This window comes from Flavobacterium psychrophilum (assembly GCA_001708385.1).
Classification (GTDB): Bacteria; Bacteroidota; Bacteroidia; order Flavobacteriales; family Flavobacteriaceae; genus Flavobacterium; species Flavobacterium psychrophilum_A.
Genome location: CP012388.1, coordinates 382,193 through 406,261 on the forward strand (window position 1 = coordinate 382,193; position 24,069 = coordinate 406,261).

The following is a 24,069-nucleotide window of genomic DNA, read 5'->3' on the forward strand; positions in this document are numbered from 1 at the left end:
TTTATAAAGCCCTCTTAAACTTTACAACTCGAATATACAACCCGGCTAAATATGTAGTATTTTTGTATAAATTTGCTTATAAACTATAATGATCAGCATAACAGATAAAACCCTTAAAGACTTAGAATTCTATACTGTGCTTGAAGCTGTTGCTTCCAGCTGTGTTACAGAACCCGGTCAGGAAAAAGCACTCCAGATCACACCTTTTAAAAACAAGGAGGAATTAATGGATTCGCTTTTACAAACATCAGAATACGTATCGTCTTTTGATAATAATAATGCATTACCAAACCATGGATTTGAACCGATAAATAATGAGGTCAAATTTCTTTCTATAGAGGATAGTTATCTTGAAGCTTCAGGATTCAGGAAAATTGCTGTAGTATCCGATACGGTGAATACACTAATAAAGTTTCTTGAGAAATTCGACGATTATTACCCAAAATTAAATTTAAGGGCTCAGGATGTAGAGTACACAAAAGAGATACTTAAGAACATTGACAAAGTAGTAGATAAATATGGCGAGATAAAAGATGATGCTTCCCCTGAACTTCAAAATATCCGTCGTGAAATGAATCTGGTTAAGACAAAAATAAATCAGAGTTTTGCTTCTGCACTTAGCCAATACAATGGTATGGGGTATCTTGATGATATTAAAGAAAGCGTTGTCGAGAACCGACGTGTATTAGCTGTACTGGCAATGTATCGCCGTAAAGTAAAAGGGTCAATACTTGGAAGCTCTAAAACTGGAAGCATAGCCTATATTGAACCGGAAACAACACTGAAATACTCCCGCGAATTAAATAATTACGAGTATGAGGAAAAGGAGGAAATAAAACGCATATTGCTACAACTAAGTAATGTAATACGGCCTTTTGTCTCTCTTTTGTATGACTACCAAGAATTTCTGACTGACATAGATGTTATTTCAGGAAAAGCAAAATACGCAAAAAGAATCAATGGGTTGTTACCAAATATAACAGAAGAAAAACGTCTTTTCTTTAGAGAAGCCTTCCACCCTATTCTTTATGTAAATAATAAGAGAAAAGGAGAAGTCACTTATCCACAAACCATAGAGCTAACCCAGGATAATAGGATAATTGTTATTTCGGGACCAAATGCCGGAGGTAAAAGTATCACGCTGAAAACGATAGGATTATTACAATTGATGCTGCAAAGTGGCATGCTGATACCTGTTCACGAACGCAGTGAAACATTTTTATTCGACAGGATAATGACAGATATTGGCGATAACCAATCAATTGAAAATCATTTAAGTACATATAGTTACCGATTAAAGAACATGAACTACTTCTTAAAGAAGTGCAACAACAAAACATTGTTCTTAATTGACGAATTTGGTACTGGATCCGATCCAGAACTTGGTGGTGCGCTGGCAGAGATATTTCTGGAAGAGTTTTACCACCGTGAAGCTTTCGGAATAATAACTACCCACTATACTAACCTTAAAATATTAGCCAACGAACTTCCATTTGCCACAAATGCGAATATGCTATTTGATGAAAAGTCGCTGGAGCCGATGTATAAACTTATACTGGGACAAGCCGGTAGTTCTTTTACATTTGAGGTAGCACAGAAAAATGGAATTCCCTACGGGCTTATTAACAGGGCCAAAAAGAAAATTGAAGGAAGTAAAGTACGTTTTGACAAAACTATAGCAACGCTACAAAAAGAACGCTCTAAACTTGAGAAGACCTCACAGAATCTAAAAGAAGAGGAAAGCAAAGCACGTGAAGAAGGCAAAAAAATGGAAAACATTAATACAAAAATCCAACAGAAACTTGAAAGCTACCAGGAATTGTATGATGCAAACCAACGCCTGATTTATATGGGACAAAAAGTTGATGATATAAGCGAAAAATATTTCGGCAATAAAAACAAGAAAGAATTAATAGGTGAGTTTTTGAAAATGGTGGAGATAGAAAATTCAAAACGAAAAAAAGCTACACCAAAAGAGAAAAAAGAAAAAGAGGTTCAGCAAAAACAAGTTATTGCCGAAGTGCAGGAAAAAGTTGAAGAAATTAGGGTTGAGAAAAAAGAAAAGAAACTCAAAGCCATAAAATTAGAAGCAGAGAAACCTAAGGCTATACTTAAAATTGGCGACAGAGTAAGGATGATTGATGGTAAAGCTGTTGGAACACTTGACGCTATAGAAAAGAAAAAAGCAACGGTTAATTATGGGCTATTCACATCTAAAATAGATATTGAAAGTTTAGAGCTTGTTGAAGCTAAAAAGAAATAAGATGGAAAATTTAAATCTCCCACAAGATAAAAAAATAATATTATTTGACGGTGTTTGCAACTTATGTGACAACACTGTTCAAAAAATCATTAAAAACGATAAAAACGATATTTTTCGTTTTATTCCAATTCAATCAGAGCTAGGAGAGAAAATAATAAAATATATCGGAATAGACACAAGCAAAACAGATTCTATTATTTTATATGAACCGGGACATGCTTACTATTATAAAGCCGAAGCAGCAATAAAAATAGCAAAAAATCTTGGGGCTATATTTTCAGTATTAGGTATATTTTCAGTATTTCCAAATTGGTTATCCAATATAGTTTACGATTACGTTGCCAGAAACAGATATAAATGGTATGGCAAAAAAGATGCATGTATGATGCCAACTCCTGAACTTAAGGCTAAGTTTTTATAACTACAATCAAATCTTTCTCGACTAATTAAAGCATAAAAAAAGTCCCGCAATTGCGGGACTTTATTTTATCTATAAAACTATAATTAGTTTTTAACGATTTTTTTAGTTGTAGTACCTTTGTCTGAAGAAATAGTCATCATATAAACACCTGAAGAAAGGTCAGAAAGATTTACTTGAGCTTCAGCAACACCTGCAAATTTAACTGTTTTAACTGTACGACCGTTAAGATCAACAACTGATAGTCCATCTACAAGGATGTTCTCATTGTTAGCAATAGTTACAACATCATTTGTTGGATTAGGGAAAACAGAAAGAGAAGCAAGAACATTTTCTTTAACACTTGCAGTTTCAGATCCATCAACCTTAACATTATCAATTAGAGCAGTAGTACTAAGATTGTTAGTAACAAAAATAGCGTTTTCAACTGCGTCAGCACCCCAAGCAGTAGACTGACCCATTAATTGATCATTAAGATAATAGTTGATTAAATTATCTGCAAATAAATGCTCCACTCGGATGTTATACCAAGTATTTGCTTGGCCAACAAAAGGAGTAAAAGTTTCTCCTGAAATAGTTCCAAATAAATAACCATCTAAAGCAGTTGGATCTTCTTCATTTACATCGTAATATACAAATCTACCATCAGGCAGTGATAAAACATATGATGTAGCTAGTTGCTGACTTGGAGCCTGAACAGCAATTCTAACTGTAGAACCAGCTGTTGCATCAAGAGTTGGACGCTTAATATCAAAGGTAAAATCTACATCACCTGCAACGTTTGTAAATTCAGGACCATATGCACCTACAAAAGCACCATTGCTTAAAGGCTGATTAGTGGTTCCTATTAAAAGAGAGTTTGTTCCGTTAGTAGCATCTGTGCTTACTATCTCAGTTGCTGGAGTATTTGTCCCCCATCCGTTTTGTGCATCTCCAGTCTCTTCGTTTACAACGAATGCCCCAACAGTGTAACCTTCTGATCCTTCAAAAGAATACGAAACTTGCGCCTGAGCAGCAAAAAAAGAAGCTAAAAGTAAAGCTCCGGTAAGTAATTGTTTTTTCATGATGATAAATAGTTTTTAATTTTCCCAAAAATAGGAAAAGTTTTTATAACAAGTACCAACCATCATTAATATTTTTTTAAAAAAAATGAGCCTTAAAAGGCTCATTTTATATAATACACTGAAAATTAACTAGTTTTTGATAATTTTCTTTGTCGTTTTTCCCTGATCAGAAGTTAAATTCATCATATAAACACCTGATGAAAGATCTGAAATATTTATTTGCGCATCTGAAATACCGTTGTAGGTAGCTGTTTTTACAGTTCTACCGTTCATATCCACAATTTCCGCTCCATTAATTAATGCATTATTGCTACTATTAATATTTATGATGTTATTTGCAGGATTAGGCGATACCGAGAATTGTGAAGCAAGATTATCATTTAACCCTACCGTTCCGGTTGTTGTAACACTGAAATCGTCAACTAACAATGCAAAAGCATCATCGGTAACATAATTAATTGCTATATACACATCCTGTCCATTATAGGCATCCAGGTTCAATGAATACTCTGTCCAATCGACTGGAACTTCCACATAATTACCTGCTGTAATAACAGTAAAATCATCTGTGTTAGTATTACCAGTTGTGGATACAGCAACCTTTATCCTTTCAAGACCATAATCGGCTGTAATTGAGCGCGCGGAGAATTTAACAACATTACCTGTCGATCCCAATCTTATTTTAGGAGTAATTACCCAGTCATTGTTGGCTGTAGGTATAGCAGCAAAAAAATTTAATGTCTTAGCTCCCGAAACAGGTGTCCAAGTGTCTAAAACGGGATCAGTAGCACTTTGATTAAACACAATCGCTGTACCAACATATCCTGAATTTTGAAAAGCCACACTTGTTTGTTCGTCAAGTTGTATACCATAAGTTGGAGCGCCGTCAAGATCAATTTGAGTCCACGATCCAATTGGATCAATAATAAAATCGTCATAGCTATCAAAGTTATCCTGAAATAACGTTTGTTGTGCATTGGCTGAAAATAGAGCAGTTAACAATAATGCTCCGGTAAGTAATTGTTTTCTCATGATTTAAATATTTTAGCTTTATCCTAAATTAAGAATAAAACCCTTTAAACCAATATATGTTGTGATATTTTTAAGATTTCACCTAAATCACAAATAATAATCAGCCAAAACTAAAGCAGCCATTGCCTCTACAATTGGCACTGCACGCGGAACAACACATGGATCATGCCTTCCTTTTCCAATCATCTCTATAATTTCACCCTTATTATTAATTGTTTCCTGTTTTTGCATTATCGTGGCAACTGGTTTAAATGCTACCCTAAAATAAATATCCATACCATTACTAATTCCACCCTGTATTCCACCTGAGAGATTTGATTTCGTAGAGCCATCCGAATTGAACAAATCATTATGTTCACTACCCTTCATCTTTGCACCGCAAAATCCACTACCATATTCAAATCCTTTTACAGCATTTATAGATAACATAGCTTTTCCAAGTTCTGCATGGAGCTTATCAAATACAGGCTCGCCAAGTCCCACAGGGACATTCTGTATAACGCAGGTTATAGTTCCACCAACGGTATCGCCTTCTTTTCTAATCTGCTTGATATAATCTTCCATTTTCTTTGCAGTCTCAATATCAGGGCAACGAACATTATTGGTTTCAGTTAGATTAAAATCTAAAGCCTGATATGGTTTATCTATAAATATTTCTCCTACAGATGATACAAAAGCATTTATTTTTATTTCAGGCATTACCTGCTTGGCAATTGCACCCCCTACTACCCTACTGATAGTCTCACGGGCTGAGCTCCTCCCTCCGCCTCTATAATCTCTTATACCATACTTCTTTTCATAAGTATAATCAGCATGTGAAGGTCTGTAAACATCTTTTATGTGAGAATAATCATCAGATTTCTGATTTGTATTTGGTACGATAAAGCCAATAGGAGTTCCGGTAGTTTTACCTTCAAAAATACCTGAGAGAAATTGCACCGTATCAGATTCTTTTCTTTGGGTAACAATTGACGACTGCCCCGGCCTTCTACGGTCTAGTTCTTTTTGAATTTCATTAATATCTAATTCAATTCCAGAAGGACATCCATCTATAACACCTCCTATTGCTTCCCCATGCGACTCTCCAAATGTAGTCAGCGTAAAATTTCTACCAAATGTATTACCGGCCATATATTAAATTCTGTTTATACAAATATACAACTAACCAAATAAATGTGTTTGAAGCAAAACAATTAATAAGGACACTTTTTAATAACGTTAGCTTAAACACAACTATATATATATGTAGGTAATTTGCAGAAGAAAAAACACTCTGAATGAAAAAAAGGACTGTTGATGTGGTTGTACTATCTGATGTACACTTAGGCACTTACGGATGCCATGCTAAAGAACTTTTAGCCTACCTTTCTACCATCAAACCAAAAACACTTATCCTTAACGGAGACATTATAGATATCTGGCAATTTAGGAAATCCTATTTCCCAAAGACTCATTTAAAAGTTGTAAAAAAATTATTGGACTTTGCATCAAAAGGCACTAAGGTTTATTACATAACTGGTAACCATGATGAGATGCTTCGGAAATTCAGTGATACAAGCATGGGGAATTTTTCAATTGTAGACAAAGTAGTACTTGAACTCGACGGCAAAAAAGCATGGTTCTTTCATGGTGATGTGTTCGACAGTTCGGTACAGCATGCTAAGTGGATAGCAAAGCTGGGAGGCCTGGGGTATGATTATCTTATTTTATTAAACAGATTTGTCAACTGGATACTAAATAAAATGGGCAAAGAGCCGTACTCGTTATCAAAGAAGATAAAATCAAGTGTAAAAAAGGCGGTTAAATTTATTTCTGATTTTGAAGAGACTGCGTCTGACCTGGCAATAGAAAACAACTATGACTATGTAGTATGCGGACATATTCATGAACCGGTTATAACGATTAAAGAAAACAAGAAAGGAAGCGTAATGTATCTCAATTCGGGCGATTGGATAGAAAACCTTACTGCATTAGAGTACAATAAAAGACGATGGAAATTATACCGACATGCCGATGTTGAAATTATTGAGCAGGAGGAAGATTATTTTGAATTTGAAACCAAATTTGGTGATCAGCTTATCGCCTCTATGATATTTGGAAATAGATAAATTCAATTAATCTTTATATGTAAGAATTAACTTTAATATTCAATACGTACTACACTGTCATTAAATTAAGCATTAAATATTTGGTCGAATAATTTCATTCCGAAAAACGCTTTAGGATTTGATATTCGCATTATCCAAACATTTGAAATCCAACATCAGATATACGGGCGGCACACTGGGAACGCTAGTAAAACATAGGGTTCCATGATTTTTTAACATAATGATAACTGTTAAAATGTTAACATTTTTCTTTTCTTACAAATGAAGTCGATTTATATTTGTTAAATAAATAACCTAATAAATCATTATGAAAAAAGTATTGTTATCAGCCTTTTTGCTAATAGGGTTAGCATTTAGCGCACAAGCACAGGACAGAAATGCGTTAGGTCTTCGTCTTGGAGACAACGACGGTTTTGGTGGAGAGATATCTTACCAAAGGACCCTAGGCACCGGAAACAGGTTAGAACTTGACCTTGGATGGAGAGATTCTGATTATTATGACGCTATTAAGCTAGCTGCTTTATACCAATGGGTATGGAACATTGAAGGCGGCTTTAACTGGTACGCCGGTGTTGGTGGTGGTCTTGGAACGTGGAATTTTAAAAATGACCGTATTCCGGGATACTATAATGGTAATGATGATAGCGGAACATTTTTATTTGTTGCGGGAGATCTGGGTATCGAATACAACTTTGATATTCCACTTCAATTATCGTTAGACTTTAGACCGGAAATTTATTTTGGAGACGATTATCGTGAGAACAATTTCGGACCAGATATTGCTTTAGGTATCCGATTCAAATTCTAAATATTCAAGAAACCCTGTAATTACTTACAGGGTTTTTTATTATCTTTAAAAGAAAAACATGGAACAACGCGATACGCAGATACTTGCTCTTCGTGGTGAAACTCTAGGAGAAATACATCCTCAATCATCAAAAGAAGAAATTTTCCAGAACAGAACTTTAAGACCTATATTAAAACTTCAGAACGATCTGTTTTTAGAGTCCTTTATAAACTATGTAAACAAATCTAAAAGCGATTTTTACGCTTTTAATACTGACAGGAAGTTGCAATTTATTGACAACGCCATTCATAAGGATATAAAATTCAGAAATGCTTTGAAAGGTATGGTTATCGCTTTTTTTACTGTGGAAGAGTTCAGGGAATATATACAGGATTCATCTAGCCTAAATAAGAGAATGATGAACCTACTTATAGAGCGACTGAAAGATCAGGTGCAATTAATTGTTGCCTAAATAAAAAGCGAGGATTGAAAAATCCTCGCTTTTTATTTATTCTATTATGCTTTCTCCATTGAGATTCGTTGTTAAGACATCGCTCATATAATCAAAATAAGGCCGCATTGCCCTAAAGGTACTTAAAACTTCATTTTTGAAATTTTTATCCAGTACTTCTTTATCTTTAAAATTCCTGATCACCAAAAATTGCTTTTTCTTTATCAGATCAATAGCTTTATGACTTCTATCAAAATCTTTAGGCGTTGTCTTTAGCTCCTCGCCTTCCAAGCCGTTAAAATATTTTCTAAAATCCGGAGCATTCATAATTTCCCGAATTTCGCTATCGTCCAATTCAAACTCCTTCCTAATTCTTTTTAGGTCATCCGGGTTCGGATTCCAAAAGCCACCTTCAACAAAGCTGTTACCCGGTTCGATGTGCAAATAATAACTTCCTCTGAAAAAAGGTTTGGTTCTCGAATACCAAACACTTAAATATTTTTTATAGGGCGATTTATCTTTAGAAAAACGTATATCCCTGTAAATTCTGTATATATTGATACTTTCAATTGAGTCCTGCTTTTGCAAATCAGTATATACTTCATTAAAGAAAACTTTAGCTTCGCTTTCAATATTCTGAAAAGCAGTCTTATTTTCAGAAAACCATTCCCTGTTATTGTTTTTACCTAGGCTGGACATAAAGTCCAGAACTTCTTTTGAAATCATTAATTATCCTTTTTTCGGAACAAAAGTTAAAACTTCCTGAGAACCATTAATCAAAGTAAGTTTTTCTTTTTCGGCCTTAAAAGAAGTAACACCACCCAAAGACTTCATATATAATTCTTCGCCACCACCGGGACAAAACATTTTTGTAGAAAGCATTCTACCAAAAGTTAGTTTATCTCCTTCTAACGTATACTCACCGCTATAGCGGTTACACCCACCATGACCGCTTACTTTATTTTCTTTAGTAAAACCAATTGTGGGCAAACCCCTGCTGTATTGCTCGGCAGATGGTGCTGCATTATTTACTGAGGATAATTCCCATTCTGTTACAGATGTAAGCACATCAGTCTGACTTGAAGCATTTGTATTTTTACTTTTACAGCCTGTAGATATTACGGCCATACATATAATAACAAAAGCCATAACTGAATTTTTCATAGTATTTTTATTTAAAATTGATACAATAAAAGTAAGACAATTAAAATAGGCAAAAATTATTTTACCACTTTTTTAATATAGCTAAAGGAGTCCATTATACTTTCTAACAAACCATTCTGCTGCAAGAGTAACAGCTAGAATAACCAAAAGCCATATCCAGTCGATTAGTGGAGATTTTGTAGTGATCTCCTTCTGAATTGCCTTATAATTTTCATTATTTACAAGAAAATCAATTAGCTTATCCGCTGTATCAGGATAGTAAACAGAACCTGAAGTATTTACCGCTACTTGTTGAAGACGGGCAAGATCCGGGTTCACAAATTGTTTCTCAATTTCAAAATCCAAAACCTCAAAAGAACCACTGTAACTGGTTTTTGACGCACTTTCACTTACTGTAAATGTATATACGCCCGCATCAAGGCCATCAAGGTTAACCTTATATTCGTTACTGCCTTTAAGGAAGTCATATGTTTTAGACGAATTTGTTTTCTTATTCTTAAGCTGAATTGTAAGCCTTGCGTTCTCGTCAAACTCATAATTCTTGTTAAAGTACTGCGCCGTGATTGGAATAATTTCACCTGAATTGTAAAAACTTTCATGGTTAACAACCAACGATTTACGCTTTGAACTAGAAGCCAGGTACTGAATAGTTTTATCAATAAACAAATCGAACTGTTCGAAAGATTTAGTATTCAGGTTAGTTTCAACCCTCCATTTCCAGATATTCTCACCAAATATAAAAGCGTTGCGCGATGCTCCACTTTCAGAAAAAAGCATAAGTGGGCTTTCCGTTTTTACATTTCTTATCCTTGCCTGTAACAGTGTCGTGGCATTGCCCTTTATATTAATCGTTCCAAAAGGATTTTGCAAAGGAGGTAATTGCTCAAAGCCTATATTATCTATTGCAAAAGAATTAAAACCCGACTGAAAATCTGCCAGATAATCTTCTCTTTGTGAGGTCATTTTGAAGTTGACAACGTTTTGACCCTGATTTAAAAGATTGAAATCAGTGCTTAATCCGGTGATGGTTAACGTATTCAATCCTGCATTTTTGTTTTGATCTAACACAGCTTTAAAAGAAGCATCCGGCTGATACAAGATCAACACATTATAATCCTGTAATGATTTTACATCTGCGGGTTTGAGTATAGTGACCTTTCGTTGCTGGTTCGTTTCTATAGAACGCTTAAAGGCACCAAGATCGGGATGGTTAATGGTAGCAACCAACGCAACTTCAGATCTTTGATCTATAACTTCTACTGCAAAGTTTTTTACGTTGTTGTATTTGTTCTTTTCAGGTTCTGCAGATGATATTACAGCCCTGTATGTTTGTACACCGACCTTATCAGCATTTAGCAGTACTGATAAGGATACTGCTTTTTTATCTTTTGAAAAATTAATGTTTTCTTTATGCAGCACTGTATTTCCCTGCATTATATTGAAAACAGTATTTAAGTTTTTATTTCCACTGTACTGAAGAAACACTTCTACCGGAAATTTATTTTTTAAGAAGGCATACTTATTTACATTAACCTGGCTAACCCTAAGATCTAGTAATGTAGTTGTATCACCTAATACTAGTGGATATACAGCCGTGTTTTCGCGGAAGCTATATACGTAGTCATTACCGATAGTTTGGTTACCATCAGTAAGCATTATTACAGGATATTGGATATTCCTGTATAATTGTTTTAAATTTTGAGCAGCCTGATCTATATGTGTTTGTTTACCGCTAAAGTCAAGAGGTTTCCCATTCTCAAATCCTTCGGCAAAACTATACAGCTGAACATCATATTTATCTTTAAGTGCTTTACTTGAAGTAATTTTTTCAACGAGCTGTTTTGCTATAGAATCTGCTCCTAATTCTTTTATAGATTGCGAATTATCTGCAATAACAGGGAGTGGTGTTTTTACAATTTCAAGATCCTTCGTGGTAATCACAGGATTGATTAATAACAGAAAAATTGAGAACAAAGTAACAAAACGTAAAAAAGCTAAAAAGAAGAACAGCCTGCCCTTCTTTTTAGCCTTAAAAAGATATTGGTAAAACGATAATCCAAATGCTGCAAAAGCAGATAGCACTAACAATAAAATTGTAGATCCGGTCATTGTAAATTATCGTGTATTTCTAATATTCTTAAATTTTGTATTCTATAGATTAGGTAAGCATACCTCCATCTACATTAAGCGTTTGTCCTGTAACATAAGCAGACATATCTGACGCTAAGAAAAGACATGCGTTAGCAACGTCTTCTGTAGTACCGCCCCTTTTTAGAGGAATGTTGTCAGCCCATCCTTTTACTACGTCTTCGGGAAGCTTTGCAGTCATCTCTGTTTCAATGAAGCCCGGAGCAATAGCGTTGCAACGAATATTTCTCGAACCAAGCTCTAACGCGATAGATTTAGTAAATCCAAGTACTCCCGCCTTTGATGCAGCATAGTTAGACTGTCCTGCGTTACCTTTAACACCTACAACAGAACTCATATTGATAATAGATCCTGAACGCTGCTTAAGCATTGTTCTTTGTACCGCTTTAGTCATGTTGAAAACCGATTTAAGGTTCACTTCAATAACCTTATCGAAATCCTGTTCAGAGATACGCATAAGCAGGTTATCTTTTGTAATACCTGCATTATTGATAAGGATATCAACTGTACCGAAAGTTGCAACTACATCGTCTACCAGCTTCTGAGCCTCGTTAAAATCAGCAGCATTAGACTGGTATCCTTTTGCCTGTATACCGTACGTTTTAAGTTCTTCTTCAAGAGTTTGCGCAGCTTCAGCAGAAGCACTGTACGTAAAAGCAACATTAGCGCCATGTTGCGCAAAAACTACGGCAATACCACGACCTATCCCCCTGCTTGCGCCGGTAATAATAGCCGTTTTTCCTTCTAATAATTTCATAATTTGTTTCAGTTTGTTTCTTTACAAAGTCACAAATATAGCAAAATGTTTGTGGTTAGTCCTGTTTTTCTGCTTCCGGTTTTTCAGGAAACAGTACCGATACAATCACTGATAACACAAGTACACCGCCAACGACCATTAGAGAATGCAGCGACTCAATATGGTATAGTGGAGAGATTACCATCTTAACACCTATGAACGCCAATATAATAGCCAGTCCGTATTTCAGTTTACTGAATAAGTGGATAAAGTTAGCCAGTAAGAAATACAATGCCCTTAAACCTAATATTGCAAAAATGTTTGATGTGTAAAGAATAAAAGGATCATCAGGAGCAATAGCAAATATCGCAGGTATTGAATCCACCGCAAACAAAAGGTCGGTAAATTCAATTACACCAACTACAACTAATAATGGCGTAGCTAGCTTTTTACCATTTTCTATAGTGAAAAATTTATCTTTGTCATAGCTCTTACTCACATTGAAAAACTTGTGAACTACTTTAGCTCCGGGACTTTTATTAAAGTCTTTTTCCTCATCTTCATCCTCGTCTGCAAACCATGACTTAATACCCGCATATATTAGGAATATACCAAATAAGGTAAGCAATACGTTGATCTTAACATTATAGCCAAGCACTTCCATTTCAGGAAGGTAAGTAAGCTTGATAAGCCCTACTCCACTGAAAATGAAGATTGCCCTAAGCACTAATGCACCTATAATACCCCAGAATAATACTTTGTGGTGGTTTTCTTTAGGAACATTAAAAAATCCGAATACAAGAATGAAAACGAAAAGGTTATCTACTGATAATGCCTTTTCAATCCAATAGGCAGACTGGAATTGTGAGAATTTCTCAACTCCCATGTAGTAGTAGATGAATCCACTAAACGCCATAGAAAGGCTTATCCATACTAATGACCATGTAATAGCCTCCTTGTTTGTAACGGCATGGCTGTTCTTATTAAAAACACCAAGATCCAGCAAAAGCATTATTACAACTACAACAGAGAATATAGCTATAAGGCCGGGATGATTAATTAAATTATCCATTTGATAATGTATGTGTTGTTTTATTGGTTAAATTTAAAGGTAGTTCTTTACTATCCTTTGTATTGTCTGCCCTAAGAAAGTGTCTTCAGTCGGATCACCTATAGCGCTGAATTTCCACTCATCTCCCCTTTTGTAAAGCTTGCCCATAATTATAGAACGCTTGTTAGCATACTGTCCTTCGGCAGATACATTGTAAGATGCGAATTCAGAAATCACTTTGGTAGGTGTACCTTCATACATCCTGATCTTTGAATACGGAATCTGTGCGAAATCTTCTTTCCCTGCGTTGTTCAGGAAAAAGAAAATCTGAGTTACTTTAGGATTAATTCTTGAAAGATCTACAGTTATAATCTCGTTATCAAGACCATCATCACCACCGGAATCTCCCTGTAGGTCATCACCTGTGTGTTTCATCGCACCATCTGTAGTCTGAAGCTTTCCTTTTGAAAGTCCAAACTGCCTAAGCACTTCTTCTTTGTATAACGGAGAGTACAAATGGTCTGCTATTTTGTTTTGATCGTCTATAAGTACACAACTAAGATCCAAATCTATGCTTTGTACTTTTTTAGATAGTCCGAACAAACCACCTTTAGTTTCTATAGCACCCCAGTTAACCCCCACACAAAAATTGTTAAGCGTTTCACCTGTACTTTTCTTAAGATCAATTTTCTGACCTTTGGTTAGATTAATTGCCATGTTAGTTGTATTTGTTTAAGAAATCCTGAAGCCCACCTTTCATACCTGCCCCTACTGCTTCAAATTTCCATTCATCGTTTCTTTTGTAAATTCTTCCGAATTCTACAGCAGTCTCGATAGAGAAATCTTCATCCAACTCATATTTTACAAGCTCTGTATTATTGGTGTCTACAATACGGATAAATGAATTTCTTATTTGTCCGAAATTTTGCCTTCTTGTGTCCGCACTATGAATAGTTACAACGAATGCAATCTGAGATACATCAGAGCTTATTTTAGATAGGTCTATTACAATCTTCTCATCATCTCCATCACCCTCACCCGTAAGGTTGTCGCCTGTATGAATTACAGCTTCATCCGGAGATTTCAGGTTGTTATAGAATATAAAATGGCTATCGCTTATCAGCTTGCCATTATCGCCAAGAATAAAAATTGACGCGTCAAGATCAAAAGCCTCACCTGTACTACTCGAGTTAGTATCCCAACCAAGACCAACAGTAAACTTTGGTGCTGATATGTTTTGTCTTTGTCCTTTTTCTAAATTAATTGCCATTGGTTATTTTGAATTAATATTAATGTTTAGCATTGCCCTTAAAATATTGGTCTGCTCATCTACATTTTGCAGTTCATCAAGAAAATCTACTCCCGATATCTTATGCAGGTAACTTGCCAGTACCTCTTCCACATCCGGTGCTATGTACGACTTTATTGTGGCCTGCTTCTCTCTTAGCGAATCTGACTTTATTTTAAGATCAATTATAATACTTGTTTTGTTTGATGTGTTTTTAGACAGATCAATGCTATTGGACATATCTTCATCTAAAAAATAAAATGACTTGGAACTATTGATGAAAATAAACTTATCGTTAGAATCTACAAAGTCAAAAACCTCGGCAACTTCATCATCACAGATGAAGCCACATGAAAATTTCATCCTGAAATTGTAAATATTAAGCCTCCCTAAAAGTTTACGCTCAATCGTAACAAATTCGTTTTCATAACTATTCCTATTTTCCGCTTTGGTCAGCTGAGAATACTGTTCCGAATCAAGCTGCCTGAAAAATTCACCGCGCATGCTCTGCGAGAAAGACATTGTATCTCCCCAGCTAAAAGCCGATAGTGTACCTCCCGCCAGCATATCATACAATTGCTTTATCTTTTCGGACATAGCTTTTGAATGACTACGGGCCGCAGCATTAAAATTAGCACCTGTGGCCTCACCCTCCAGTTTACGAACAAGATCTTGGTTAATATAAATTTCGTCCGAAAGCAAAAGATACTGCTGCTCTTTCGCTTTTTTAAGCTTTAGAAACAAATCAATAAGCGTACTTGTGTACTGTACATGAAACAGATCCAGCTTATTAACATCAAGGTTTTTGTTCGATTCAAAAAGATTATGAATAACCTGCGTCCTTACAAAAACGGCAAAAAGATCTTTATGGTTAAAAAAATTAGATAATGTTTTTAAAACCACCAGTCTTTTGCTGCTCTCCCTGATTATCTGAGCATATATTTCTTCCTGCTCCTGCGTCATTTATAGTCTCCTCCTGTTTTCTAGCTGATAACGCCTTTTTTAAGTTCTGCCTCAAGGTTCTGAAGTCCTGCATCAAGCTCCCTCCTTGTCTGGGTTCCCTGCTCGTGTATCTGTTTCACCTCGGTAAGCGTTTCTATGAGCGATTGCGTTGTCATTTTTAAAGTGTCAAGCGATACGATAGTATTTTCGTTTTCTCTTGCTACTTCAATACTATTTTGTTTCAGCATTTCCGCATTCTTTCTAAGTATAGTATTGGTAGTTTCAGACACTTTTCGTTGAACCTCAATATTTTGTTTCTGTCTTTGTAAAGCAACAGCAAGCGTAAGTTGGTTTTTCCATACCGGCATTGTAGTGGTAAGGATAGACTGTGCTTTTTCAGCTAATGAAGTGTTGTTATTCTGAACAACCCTTATTTGAGCTAATGACTGTAACAATATAAAACGAACTACCTTCATATCGGCAAGCCTTTTGTCAAGCCTATTAATAAAGGTCCTTTTGTCTGCTATTTCATAATCCTGATAATTAGCAGGATTACCCTCCATTACTGCAAGTTCTTCGCTAAGTTCTTTAAAACGTATCTGACCGGCAACAATATACTTTTCAATTTCTTTGATAAGATTAACGTTTCCATCAAACATAGTTTGCAGCGACGTATTATCCTTTACAGAATTGATCATACCTGCTTTTACCTTGTTGCTTATCCTGTCAACATTTGCAGTTATCTTATCGTATTTCTGGAATATCTTTTTAACATCAATCACCAGCTTGTTTAGCAATGGCACTCTTGATATAAACTTCTGAAATCCTGTCTTGTTAAGCTCATCTACATCTATGTAGTTAAGCTCTGCCAAAAGCTCATTGATAAGTGTTCCTACTTCTCCGCCCTGCTGTGCACGAACGTTAGAAAGGAATGTGTCACTCTGTTTAGCAATGGTGTTTTGTATTTCAGCACCATAATTAAGTATAGAGTTTACATCGCCCTCATTAAGCTGATTCGCTATAGGCCTGTAGGTAGTATCAAGATCTGTTGCAGTTACATTTGCCAGATTTACATTTCCTTCTTTATCAATTGGGCTGCCATTACCCGTCAATACAATTTCGTTATTTTCCATGATTGCAGTTTATAGGTGGTTTTGCTGAATTGTCACTATCGTCTGCTCCAGCTTTTTATCGGGTGTCGGTGTTCCAACAGCGTTGAATTTCCATTCGCCATTCTTCTTATAGAAAACGCCCAATACCATAGAAACGTTACCTTCAAATGCTTTCTCGTTTGCAATGTCATATTTAGCAAACACTTCATTTACACGTGTAGGCGTTCCTTCATAAATTCGTATAGAAGCAAAAGGAATATCTTTAAAATCCTGTCCTCTAAAGCTATTGATAAAGAAACCTAAATAATTAGCTTTAGGGTTAAGCTTAGAAAGGTCAACAGTTATAATTTCGTTATCAAGGCCATCATCACCGTTAAGATCTCCTGTGAGGTCATCCCCACTGTGCTTTATCGCCTGATCGTTACTTTTAAGCTGCCTGAAACTTACGGTATCAATGTTGTTTTTGTTCTCGTCATATATAGCGCAGCTTGCATCAAGATCTACAGGTTCTTTCTTAGTACCAAAAAATCCTTTTTTCTCTATTGCTCCCCAGTTGATACCAACACAAATAGTTGTAAGCTTTGTGCCATTGCTCTTCTCAAGGTTTATGCGCTGTCCTTTTTCTAAATTGATTGCCATTGGTTTATAATTGGTTTTGGTTGATTAATTGTATTTGTTTAAATAATCCTGAAGGCCTCCGCGCATTCCTGCACCTACTGCTTCAAATTTCCATTCATTATTTCTTTTATAGATCCTGCCGAATTCAACAGCAGTTTCAATAGAAAAATCTTCTTCAAGTTCGTATTTAAGCAACTCTGTTCCGGAAGCATCTACAATGCGTACAAAAGAATTTCTTACCTGCCCAAAGTTTTGTTTTCTCGTGTCGGCATCGTGAATTGTAACCACTATACAAAGTTCAGAAACTCTTGTATCTACTTTAGACAGGTCTACAAGGATAGCTTCATCATCGCCATCACCGTCACCTGTTAGGTTATCACCTGTATGTTCTACTGCTTCGTCCGGCGATTTTAGATTGTTGTAAAATACAAAAAATTCGTCTGCAAGAAGTTTTTTATTATCGCCCATAATAAATACCGAAGCATCAAGGTCAAACTGTGCTCCTGTAGATGATGAATTGGTATCCCATCCAAGACCTATTGTAAATTTAGGTGCACTTAGTGTTTCACGTTGTCCTTTCTGTAAATTGATAGCCATAATTAGATTTTTTATTGGTTAAACTAGTGTTTATAAAATTAAGGTTGGTCGTATAATCATCTATCGTATGATAGTTATTACTAACAGCAAGATCAAAAAGTTTTTGCATAAGCGATCCCGGTATTTTACCCAGAAGCTTTAGAAAATCATTTTGTTCCAGCTTGAGAATATACTTAACAACACGGGTGTTAAATGTAAATGTAGCCGAATTAATAACTGAGCTAAGACTCTCTACATCTTTAACATAGAAATAGTTGTAGTAATTTTCGATATTAGGATGTATATCTTTATTCAACAGTTCAGCATAATAAAGGAAAGCAAACTCTCCTTGTATATTATATTGATCGAGAATTTTCTTTACAATATGTTCATGACTTCCTGTAATCTTTATATCATCGATAAAGAGACATAACTTACCGCTTATGTAATTTCTGTCTATGTAATAGGTATCATTAGAAATAAGCTTTACCCTGTCATCATAACTAAGATTTCCATAATCTGTAGTATACGTCTGGTTCCTGTAAATTTTAGATTCTGCCAGGGATTTTTTGCCGTGATCGAATAGAAATTTATTCATTCGTAGCTTAAAGTAATGGCAAAGGTAATTTGACGCTGTTGGTATAGCCAGGTAAGGACTTGGCAATATTACAATCTCATCGTGAGATAGTATAAGGTCTTTATGTTTTGCAATAAAACCTTCAAAAAGTTCATCGCCAAATTTTTCGGCGTACGAATTCACACCAAATTTAAATTTGCTGTATTCGGCTTCGGAAAATGGGCAATTGTTTTTATCGTTAATTTTATGCAGGCTGTAGGTTTGGCTCATTGATTGGTTGGTTTGTAATTAAATAGGCATCGAATCCAAAATTTTTTGCTCCATTATAATCTGATATGCGGTTATCCCCCACATGCAGAATCTCATTCTTTTCGATAGTATCCAATTTAAGAATTTCATTATAAGCATAGTTATACATTTCAACTCCCGGCTTAGAATATCCTGTTTCATCAGAATATGCCTGGAATGAAAAATAATCGGTAAGCCCGTAATGCGAAACGATTTTACGTAATGAACTCCCCTTAATAAAAGCAGTATTACTCAGAATATTCGCCGTTATCCCCTTTTTATGCAAAGATGCAAGGGTTTGCGGAATATCATCCGATAACAATAATGGCTTGTACTCCATTAATAACGCTTCTGTATGGTTGTAAAAAACATCAAGATCATTACCCGAATATTTTTCAATATCACCACCCAGAGCATCAAGAATAAGGTAATAAATTTCGTAAGTATTAAAATTGCAGCAAACCTTTTCGTTAATGCTATTGGTAAGCACATCAAATTTGCGGATAACTGCCGCAACTTCATCTATAGGTTTATCAATGCTGAAAAAGTCCTTAAATAAAAGGTTTCTTTTATTTTTAAACTCAGGGTTAGATTTAATTAGCGTAAGCCATAAATCAAAAGAAATGTGTCTGTATTTATATAATTCCGGTATCCGCTCCATCTTAAATTTAGTATCATCAAAAATATAAACAGGGTAAATATAGAGTTTAAATTTTTTTAAAGCAATTAAATTATCATTAACAATAGCCTCAATAATTAATTTAACTTTTATAGAATATTATCATAAAATCAAAAAATACGGCTTAAGCATTTGATTATCTTTGTATAAGAGAAACCTTATGTTCACGATTTAAACACTATATAAAAATCCTACAATAATGAAATCAGCAATTTTAGGCTTAAGAACAGTTTGTTATAAAGTGTCAGATATAACAAAAGCAAAAGAATGGTATTGTAACGCATTTAATACACAACCTTATTTTGACGAACCTTTTTATGTTGGATTCAACATTGCGGGATATGAACTTGGCCTTCAGCCCGACGAATCTGTAAAAGGTGACAATGTTGTTACATATTGGGGCGTGGAAGATATTAATACAGAATATAATCGCTTCCTTAAACTAGGTGCAACAGAACATGAAGCTCCACAAAATGTTGGCGGCGATATTACTACTGCATCTGTAACAGATCCGTGGGGAAATGTTATAGGACTTATATATAACCCGGAATTTAAACTGCCTTAGTCATGAAAACGCAGCCTGAAACCCATTTTACAAAAGAGGGTAAGGAAATAATTATCCGCGAGGCAAATGAAGATGATGCACTTAATCTAATTGAACTTAAGCGGAGTTATATAAAGGATACTACCAGTATTCCTATATATGAGTTTGAATACACAAACGATATTCAAACCGAGAAAGACTTAATAAACAAATATCTCTCTGAAACGAACAGCCTGCTGCTTGTAGCTGAGCATGGAAACAAACTTATAGGCAATATTGACCTTAATGGCAACCAGCGAAAAAAACTTTTTCATACGGGAATGATAGGCATGGGGATAGCATACGACTGGCAAAATAAAAAGATTGGCAGCCTGCTTATGGAAGGTATTATTAAATGGGCTACAAATAAATCATCATTACGTATTATATGGCTGGAAGTTTACAGTACAAATAAAGGAGGTATGAAGCTTTACGAAAAATTCGGCTTTGAAAAGTGCGGACTCATTAAAGATTTCTTCGAAGAAGAGAATCCTGCAGACAAAATCACAATGGTTAAGCACCTTTAGAAGCTAAAAAATAAGTCTTATCAAAGCCTCTGAAAATTTCATTACACGAAAGTTCCTTTTCGTTGCAAATTAAAGGTTTGTCTATTAAAATTATGCCAATAAATGAGGTTGGAAAAATGATAATTTGTAATTTCAGCCTATCAAACAGGAAAATATTTAATAAAAGCCATGAAAAAAGACATTAACCTTAAAAACGCGGACGACATGAAACTAGCAAAATTTTTCTTAGCAGCACTAGCCGGATTTGGACTGGTAAAATTCTTCGGTTATATTACCGAAGCTGAATTTGATGATGAAGGTGAATTTGATATGTATGACGAAGACGAATATCCACTTTTTGTCTAATTGTGTTCAATATACCTAATAAATATACAGCACCCTTCAGGGTGCTATACCCTTTATGCCCTCGTTTTAAACGGGGGCATTTTTTGTTTAGTAAAATTCTACACCAACATAAAACTCTTAATTATTTTAACACAAACTAACTGATTCAAAACACTTTAATTAATTAAAAGTTAAATCGAAAAACTTTAAGAGAACCTTAGCAAAGCTTCCTTTTTACAATGGCTAACTTAGTACTGTAATAAAAAACAAGGGACATATGAATGTTCTTTTAAATTATAAAGCCATGAAAAATCCAGATCAAAACCATGAGGAATTTATTCCGGAAAATGAGGATATGCAGGCAAAAGCGCATAACCCGAACCCGGATAGGGATACTACAGGTAACTGGGACGAAAAAGCTCATATGAGCCGTAACATTGAAAGTAATATCCAACATAACGAAAGAAGGAACCTTAATCCTGACCGTGAAAAAAGAACAGGCAGTAACCTGAATCCAGACAGAAATAGCGATGACAGGTAGACTTTCAAATTATTAGAGAAAATCAATAAATTATAATTCAATTAAATCTAGAAGCTATGAGTAACAAAAAATTAATTATAGGTGTTGCAGCAGGAGTTGCAGCCCTAGCAGTAGTAGGAATCATTCTTAAGAGAAGGGGTCATTTAGACGGTATTATTAGTAAAGCTGAAGAGCTAGGAAGCGATCTTGCCGACAAATATTCAACCATTAAAGACTCTGCACGCAAAAAATTTGACGAAGTAGTTGAAAAAGGTGGTGAAATTGCAGATAAAATATCTTCGCATGCTGATACAGCAGCGGCAACTGCAGCAAAAGCTACTAAGCCTACAGCTACAGCATAAGCTGATTTGAACAGCTTGTAAATAAAAGGCGCCCGCAACATTGTTGGGCGCCTTTTATTGTTTAATTTTATAGTAAAGCCGCAATTATGAAAACATCTATTTTTATAATCATTTCAGTTCTATGTATTGTCATTGGCTGTGCCACAAAATCTACGCTGCCTAAACATAATTCGTCAACGGAAACGGCCACTGCGTCGGGCGATACAATAAGAATAGCAAACGATTCGCTGGAATACGAGATAATAATTATAGATCCCGGGTTTAACAGTTGGCTAGTATCCCGAGCAAGACCTAGGGGATATTATAATCAGTCTTATTTTGAAAACAGGAATAGGATGTGGGTAATGGAATGGAATAACCGTGCCCTTAACCCTACCCGATTTGGCGACCTGTATCAGATGCAAATTGACTACCAACATCAAATTGATTACGGATATGAAGTAAACTATATGCTATACAATTATCTTGTGTATTTTCAGATAAACAACAGGCAACGTCTTGGCGGTAACATTCCTCAGTATTAATCTTTATTGCAATTTGGAATAAATTAAAATAAAGAAGCTAAAAGATTGCTGTAATTGACTAAAACCAATATATTTGCCGTTTTATTAGCCAAAATGGGAAATCTTAAACAGCGTTGGGGAATTACGAGCAACTTTCAGTTAGTTGTTATATTCATAGTGTTTGCCATAACAGGTTCAACATCTGCCTACCTGTCTAAACCTGTTCTTGCATGGATGGGATTAAGTAAAGATGACATTTCGCTTTGGCTCTACTACCCTCTTTACATCATCCTTATTTTTCCTATTTACCAGGTATTACTTGTCTCTTTTGGTTTTATTTTCGGACAATTTAAATTCTTCTGGTGGTTTGAAAAGAAAATGCTTAAATCTTTAGGATTAGGTTTTCTTTTTAAAACAGAAAAGCCCTCTTAAAGAGAGCTTTTCATATTATTTTAATCTTTACGATTTTAATTTCGACTTATAATTCTTTTTAAGCTTTTCGAGCTTAGGTGTAATTACTGCCGCACAATACGGCTGGTTCTTGTTCTGCGCATAGTAATCCTGATGATAATCTTCTGCAGCGTAGAATGTTGAAGCCTTAGATATTTTTGTTACAATCGGGCTTTTGTATAAATGCTGATCTGTAAGCAGCTTTATAAAATTTTCTGCTGATGCTTTTTGAGCGTCATTAGCGTAAAATATCTCGCTACGGTATTGTGTACCAACATCAGCACCCTGCCTGTTTAAGGTTGTGGGATCGTGCGTAGCAAAAAATATTTCAAGTAAATCTTCGTAGGCTACCTGTTCAGGATCAAAAGTTATTTTAATTGCCTCTGCGTGACCGGTAGTACCTGTAGAAACTTCGTTATAAGTTGGATTGGCATTCTTACCGCCAATATATCCGGAGACAACCTTTTCGACACCTTTTAAATCGGTAAAAAAGGCTTCTGTACACCAAAAACATCCACCGGCAAAAATGGCAGTTTCCATTTTTTTACCATCTATGTTTGTTTCTCCTTTACCCGATTCTACAATTGCCTTTTCAGGACTTTCTTTAGACTGGCACGAGAAAGAAACTACCGCCAGTACAAGTGCTATTACGTTTTTCATATTATATATCCAAAAATTAATTTATTGAAGCTCTATACCAAGAGCAATAACTAAACTATACATACGAAATATTGTGCCAAAAAAGATTTCTTATTCTTTAAAATGTTTGTTTCTTTGTGGTAAACGGTACATTAATGATCCAGGCTAAAAACATTCATAAATATTACGATAAGCTTCACGTTTTAAAAGGTGTAGATCTTCATATTCAAAAGGGCGAAATTGTTTCTATAGTAGGTGCATCAGGAGCCGGTAAAACTACCCTGCTGCAAATATTAGGAACACTAGACAGGCCCAAAAAAGAAAAGGCAGCAACTAATCTTGTTATAAATGGCGAAGATGTCTTAAATATGAAAGATAAAGCTTTGTCTAAATTCCGTAATACACAATTGGGCTTTATATTCCAGTTTCACCAGCTATTACCTGAGTTCACAGCACTTGAAAATGTATGTATTCCTGCCTTTATCGCAGGTAAATCTAAATCTTCCACGGAAACAGAAGCAAAACGCTTATTAGATTACCTGGGACTTTCGCACAGGATAAACCATAAACCCGGGGAATTATCCGGTGGCGAGCAGCAACGTGTGGCTGTTGCGAGAGCTTTGATAAATAAACCTGCCGTTATTTTCGCCGATGAACCTTCTGGAAATCTGGATACCGCTTCTGCCGAGAACCTTCATCAGTTATTTTTTAAGCTTCGTGACGAAATGGGTCAAACTTTTGTTATTGTTACCCACAATGAAGAACTCGCCAATATGGCCGACAGAAAACTGGTAATGAGCGATGGGCAAATTGTAAATACTGTTAATTCGGTTATTGGGTAATTTGATTTTCAGAATAG

The 24,069-nt window shown here is 35.4% G+C and carries 28 protein-coding genes and 1 pseudogene; 12 read left to right on the top strand and 17 right to left on the bottom strand.

Annotated elements, in window-relative coordinates:
* The first annotated feature begins 88 nt into the window (after nt 1-88).
* Both ALW18_01735 and ALW18_01740 read left to right on the top strand, forming a co-directional pair.
* On the top strand, nt 89-2,263 hold the full coding sequence (locus ALW18_01735; protein AOE51356.1) for a DNA mismatch repair protein MutS: 2,175 nt from the start codon (nt 89-91) through the stop codon (nt 2,261-2,263).
* 1 nt (nt 2,264) lies between these two features.
* Nucleotides 2,265-2,684, top strand: coding sequence for a thiol-disulfide oxidoreductase (locus ALW18_01740; GenBank protein ID AOE51357.1), 420 nt, complete (start codon nt 2,265-2,267; stop codon nt 2,682-2,684).
* Nucleotides 2,685-2,767: 83 nt separating this feature from the next.
* Here the strand turns inward: ALW18_01740 and ALW18_01745 are convergent, their stop codons facing one another.
* The 3 genes from ALW18_01745 to ALW18_01755 all read right to left on the bottom strand — a co-directional run bounded on the left by ALW18_01745 (nt 2,768) and on the right by ALW18_01755 (nt 5,908).
* Nucleotides 2,768-3,745, bottom strand: a complete 978-nt coding sequence (locus tag ALW18_01745) for a hypothetical protein (GenBank protein AOE51358.1) — start codon at nt 3,743-3,745, stop codon at nt 2,768-2,770.
* Between the two features lie 129 nt (nt 3,746-3,874).
* Nucleotides 3,875-4,777 (bottom strand): hypothetical protein, encoded by a 903-nt coding sequence (locus ALW18_01750; GenBank protein AOE51359.1) that lies wholly within the window; start codon nt 4,775-4,777, stop codon nt 3,875-3,877.
* A gap of 87 nt (nt 4,778-4,864) precedes the next feature.
* The gene (locus ALW18_01755) at nt 4,865-5,908 is read right to left on the bottom strand and encodes a chorismate synthase (GenBank protein AOE51360.1); all 1,044 of its coding nucleotides are present in this window, start codon (nt 5,906-5,908) and stop codon (nt 4,865-4,867) included.
* 146 nt (nt 5,909-6,054) lie between these two features.
* On the opposite strand from ALW18_01755, the gene ALW18_01760 reads away from it, so the two are divergent.
* From ALW18_01760 to ALW18_01770, 3 genes are all read left to right on the top strand, one after another.
* Nucleotides 6,055-6,885 (top strand): phosphoesterase, encoded by an 831-nt coding sequence (locus ALW18_01760; protein AOE51361.1) that lies wholly within the window; start codon nt 6,055-6,057, stop codon nt 6,883-6,885.
* A gap of 307 nt (nt 6,886-7,192) precedes the next feature.
* Nucleotides 7,193-7,693, top strand: coding sequence for a hypothetical protein (locus ALW18_01765; GenBank protein AOE51362.1), 501 nt, complete (start codon nt 7,193-7,195; stop codon nt 7,691-7,693).
* A gap of 58 nt (nt 7,694-7,751) precedes the next feature.
* Nucleotides 7,752-8,144, top strand: coding sequence for a glyoxalase (locus ALW18_01770; GenBank protein AOE51363.1), 393 nt, complete (start codon nt 7,752-7,754; stop codon nt 8,142-8,144).
* Between the two features lie 36 nt (nt 8,145-8,180).
* Here ALW18_01770 and ALW18_01775 read toward each other — a convergent pair whose 3' ends face one another.
* The 13 genes and pseudogenes from ALW18_01775 to ALW18_01835 form a co-directional block, all read right to left on the bottom strand.
* Entirely contained in the window at nt 8,181-8,849 is a 669-nt protein-coding gene (locus ALW18_01775; protein AOE51364.1) for a hypothetical protein, read from the bottom strand.
* A 3-nt stretch (nt 8,850-8,852) separates the two neighbouring features.
* A pseudogene (locus ALW18_01780) lies at nt 8,853-9,110 on the bottom strand (hypothetical protein).
* A gap of 258 nt (nt 9,111-9,368) precedes the next feature.
* The gene (locus tag ALW18_01785) at nt 9,369-11,396 is read right to left on the bottom strand and encodes a hypothetical protein (GenBank protein ID AOE51365.1); all 2,028 of its coding nucleotides are present in this window, start codon (nt 11,394-11,396) and stop codon (nt 9,369-9,371) included.
* A 49-nt stretch (nt 11,397-11,445) separates the two neighbouring features.
* Nucleotides 11,446-12,192 (bottom strand): 3-ketoacyl-ACP reductase, encoded by a 747-nt coding sequence (locus ALW18_01790; protein ID AOE51366.1) that lies wholly within the window; start codon nt 12,190-12,192, stop codon nt 11,446-11,448.
* 55 nt (nt 12,193-12,247) lie between these two features.
* A complete protein-coding gene (locus tag ALW18_01795; GenBank protein ID AOE51367.1) occupies nt 12,248-13,243 on the bottom strand; it encodes a hypothetical protein in 996 nt (331 codons plus the stop codon).
* A 33-nt stretch (nt 13,244-13,276) separates the two neighbouring features.
* Nucleotides 13,277-13,939 carry a Tellurium resistance protein TerD gene (locus ALW18_01800; GenBank protein AOE51368.1) on the bottom strand — a complete coding sequence of 221 codons (663 nt, stop codon included), beginning with the start codon at nt 13,937-13,939 and terminating at the stop codon, nt 13,277-13,279.
* Nucleotide 13,940: 1 nt separating this feature from the next.
* A complete protein-coding gene (locus tag ALW18_01805) occupies nt 13,941-14,492 on the bottom strand; it encodes a chemical-damaging agent resistance protein C (GenBank protein AOE51369.1) in 552 nt (183 codons plus the stop codon).
* A gap of 3 nt (nt 14,493-14,495) precedes the next feature.
* Nucleotides 14,496-15,473 (bottom strand): hypothetical protein, encoded by a 978-nt coding sequence (locus ALW18_01810; GenBank protein AOE51370.1) that lies wholly within the window; start codon nt 15,471-15,473, stop codon nt 14,496-14,498.
* A gap of 20 nt (nt 15,474-15,493) precedes the next feature.
* The gene (locus ALW18_01815; GenBank protein AOE51371.1) at nt 15,494-16,585 is read right to left on the bottom strand and encodes a tellurite resistance protein; all 1,092 of its coding nucleotides are present in this window, start codon (nt 16,583-16,585) and stop codon (nt 15,494-15,496) included.
* A gap of 9 nt (nt 16,586-16,594) precedes the next feature.
* Nucleotides 16,595-17,203, bottom strand: coding sequence for a Tellurium resistance protein TerD (locus ALW18_01820; protein AOE51372.1), 609 nt, complete (start codon nt 17,201-17,203; stop codon nt 16,595-16,597).
* 24 nt (nt 17,204-17,227) lie between these two features.
* Nucleotides 17,228-17,779 carry a chemical-damaging agent resistance protein C gene (locus ALW18_01825; protein ID AOE51373.1) on the bottom strand — a complete coding sequence of 184 codons (552 nt, stop codon included), beginning with the start codon at nt 17,777-17,779 and terminating at the stop codon, nt 17,228-17,230.
* Entirely contained in the window at nt 17,748-18,605 is an 858-nt protein-coding gene (locus ALW18_01830) for a hypothetical protein (GenBank protein AOE51374.1), read from the bottom strand. Before ALW18_01830 ends, ALW18_01825 begins: the two co-directional genes overlap by 32 nt.
* On the bottom strand, nt 18,580-19,284 hold the full coding sequence (locus ALW18_01835) for a phosphoglycolate phosphatase (protein AOE51375.1): 705 nt from the start codon (nt 19,282-19,284) through the stop codon (nt 18,580-18,582). The genes ALW18_01830 and ALW18_01835 overlap by 26 nt, the downstream gene beginning before the upstream one ends.
* A 217-nt stretch (nt 19,285-19,501) precedes the next feature.
* On the opposite strand from ALW18_01835, the gene ALW18_01840 reads away from it, so the two are divergent.
* From ALW18_01840 to ALW18_01865, 6 genes are all read left to right on the top strand, one after another.
* Entirely contained in the window at nt 19,502-19,867 is a 366-nt protein-coding gene (locus ALW18_01840) for a bleomycin resistance protein (protein AOE51376.1), read from the top strand.
* Between the two features lie 2 nt (nt 19,868-19,869).
* Nucleotides 19,870-20,412: a hypothetical protein gene (locus tag ALW18_01845; protein ID AOE51377.1), complete on the top strand. Its 543-nt coding sequence runs from the start codon at nt 19,870-19,872 to the stop codon at nt 20,410-20,412.
* A 601-nt stretch (nt 20,413-21,013) separates the two neighbouring features.
* Nucleotides 21,014-21,277 (top strand): hypothetical protein, encoded by a 264-nt coding sequence (locus tag ALW18_01850; GenBank protein ID AOE51378.1) that lies wholly within the window; start codon nt 21,014-21,016, stop codon nt 21,275-21,277.
* A 56-nt stretch (nt 21,278-21,333) separates the two neighbouring features.
* Complete coding sequence (locus ALW18_01855; GenBank protein ID AOE51379.1) at nt 21,334-21,618, top strand: hypothetical protein; 285 nt, start codon at nt 21,334-21,336, stop codon at nt 21,616-21,618.
* A gap of 86 nt (nt 21,619-21,704) precedes the next feature.
* Nucleotides 21,705-22,142, top strand: coding sequence for a hypothetical protein (locus tag ALW18_01860; protein AOE51380.1), 438 nt, complete (start codon nt 21,705-21,707; stop codon nt 22,140-22,142).
* Nucleotides 22,143-22,235: 93 nt separating this feature from the next.
* Nucleotides 22,236-22,553: a diacylglyceryl transferase gene (locus tag ALW18_01865; GenBank protein AOE51381.1), complete on the top strand. Its 318-nt coding sequence runs from the start codon at nt 22,236-22,238 to the stop codon at nt 22,551-22,553.
* Nucleotides 22,554-22,580: 27 nt separating this feature from the next.
* Here the strand turns inward: ALW18_01865 and ALW18_01870 are convergent, their stop codons facing one another.
* A complete protein-coding gene (locus ALW18_01870) occupies nt 22,581-23,111 on the bottom strand; it encodes a hypothetical protein (GenBank protein ID AOE54274.1) in 531 nt (176 codons plus the stop codon).
* Nucleotides 23,112-23,365: 254 nt separating this feature from the next.
* Here ALW18_01870 and ALW18_01875 point away from each other — a divergent pair, with 254 nt between their 5' ends.
* Nucleotides 23,366-24,052 carry a lipoprotein ABC transporter ATP-binding protein gene (locus ALW18_01875; protein AOE51382.1) on the top strand — a complete coding sequence of 229 codons (687 nt, stop codon included), beginning with the start codon at nt 23,366-23,368 and terminating at the stop codon, nt 24,050-24,052.
* Nucleotides 24,053-24,069: the final 17 nt, after the last annotated feature.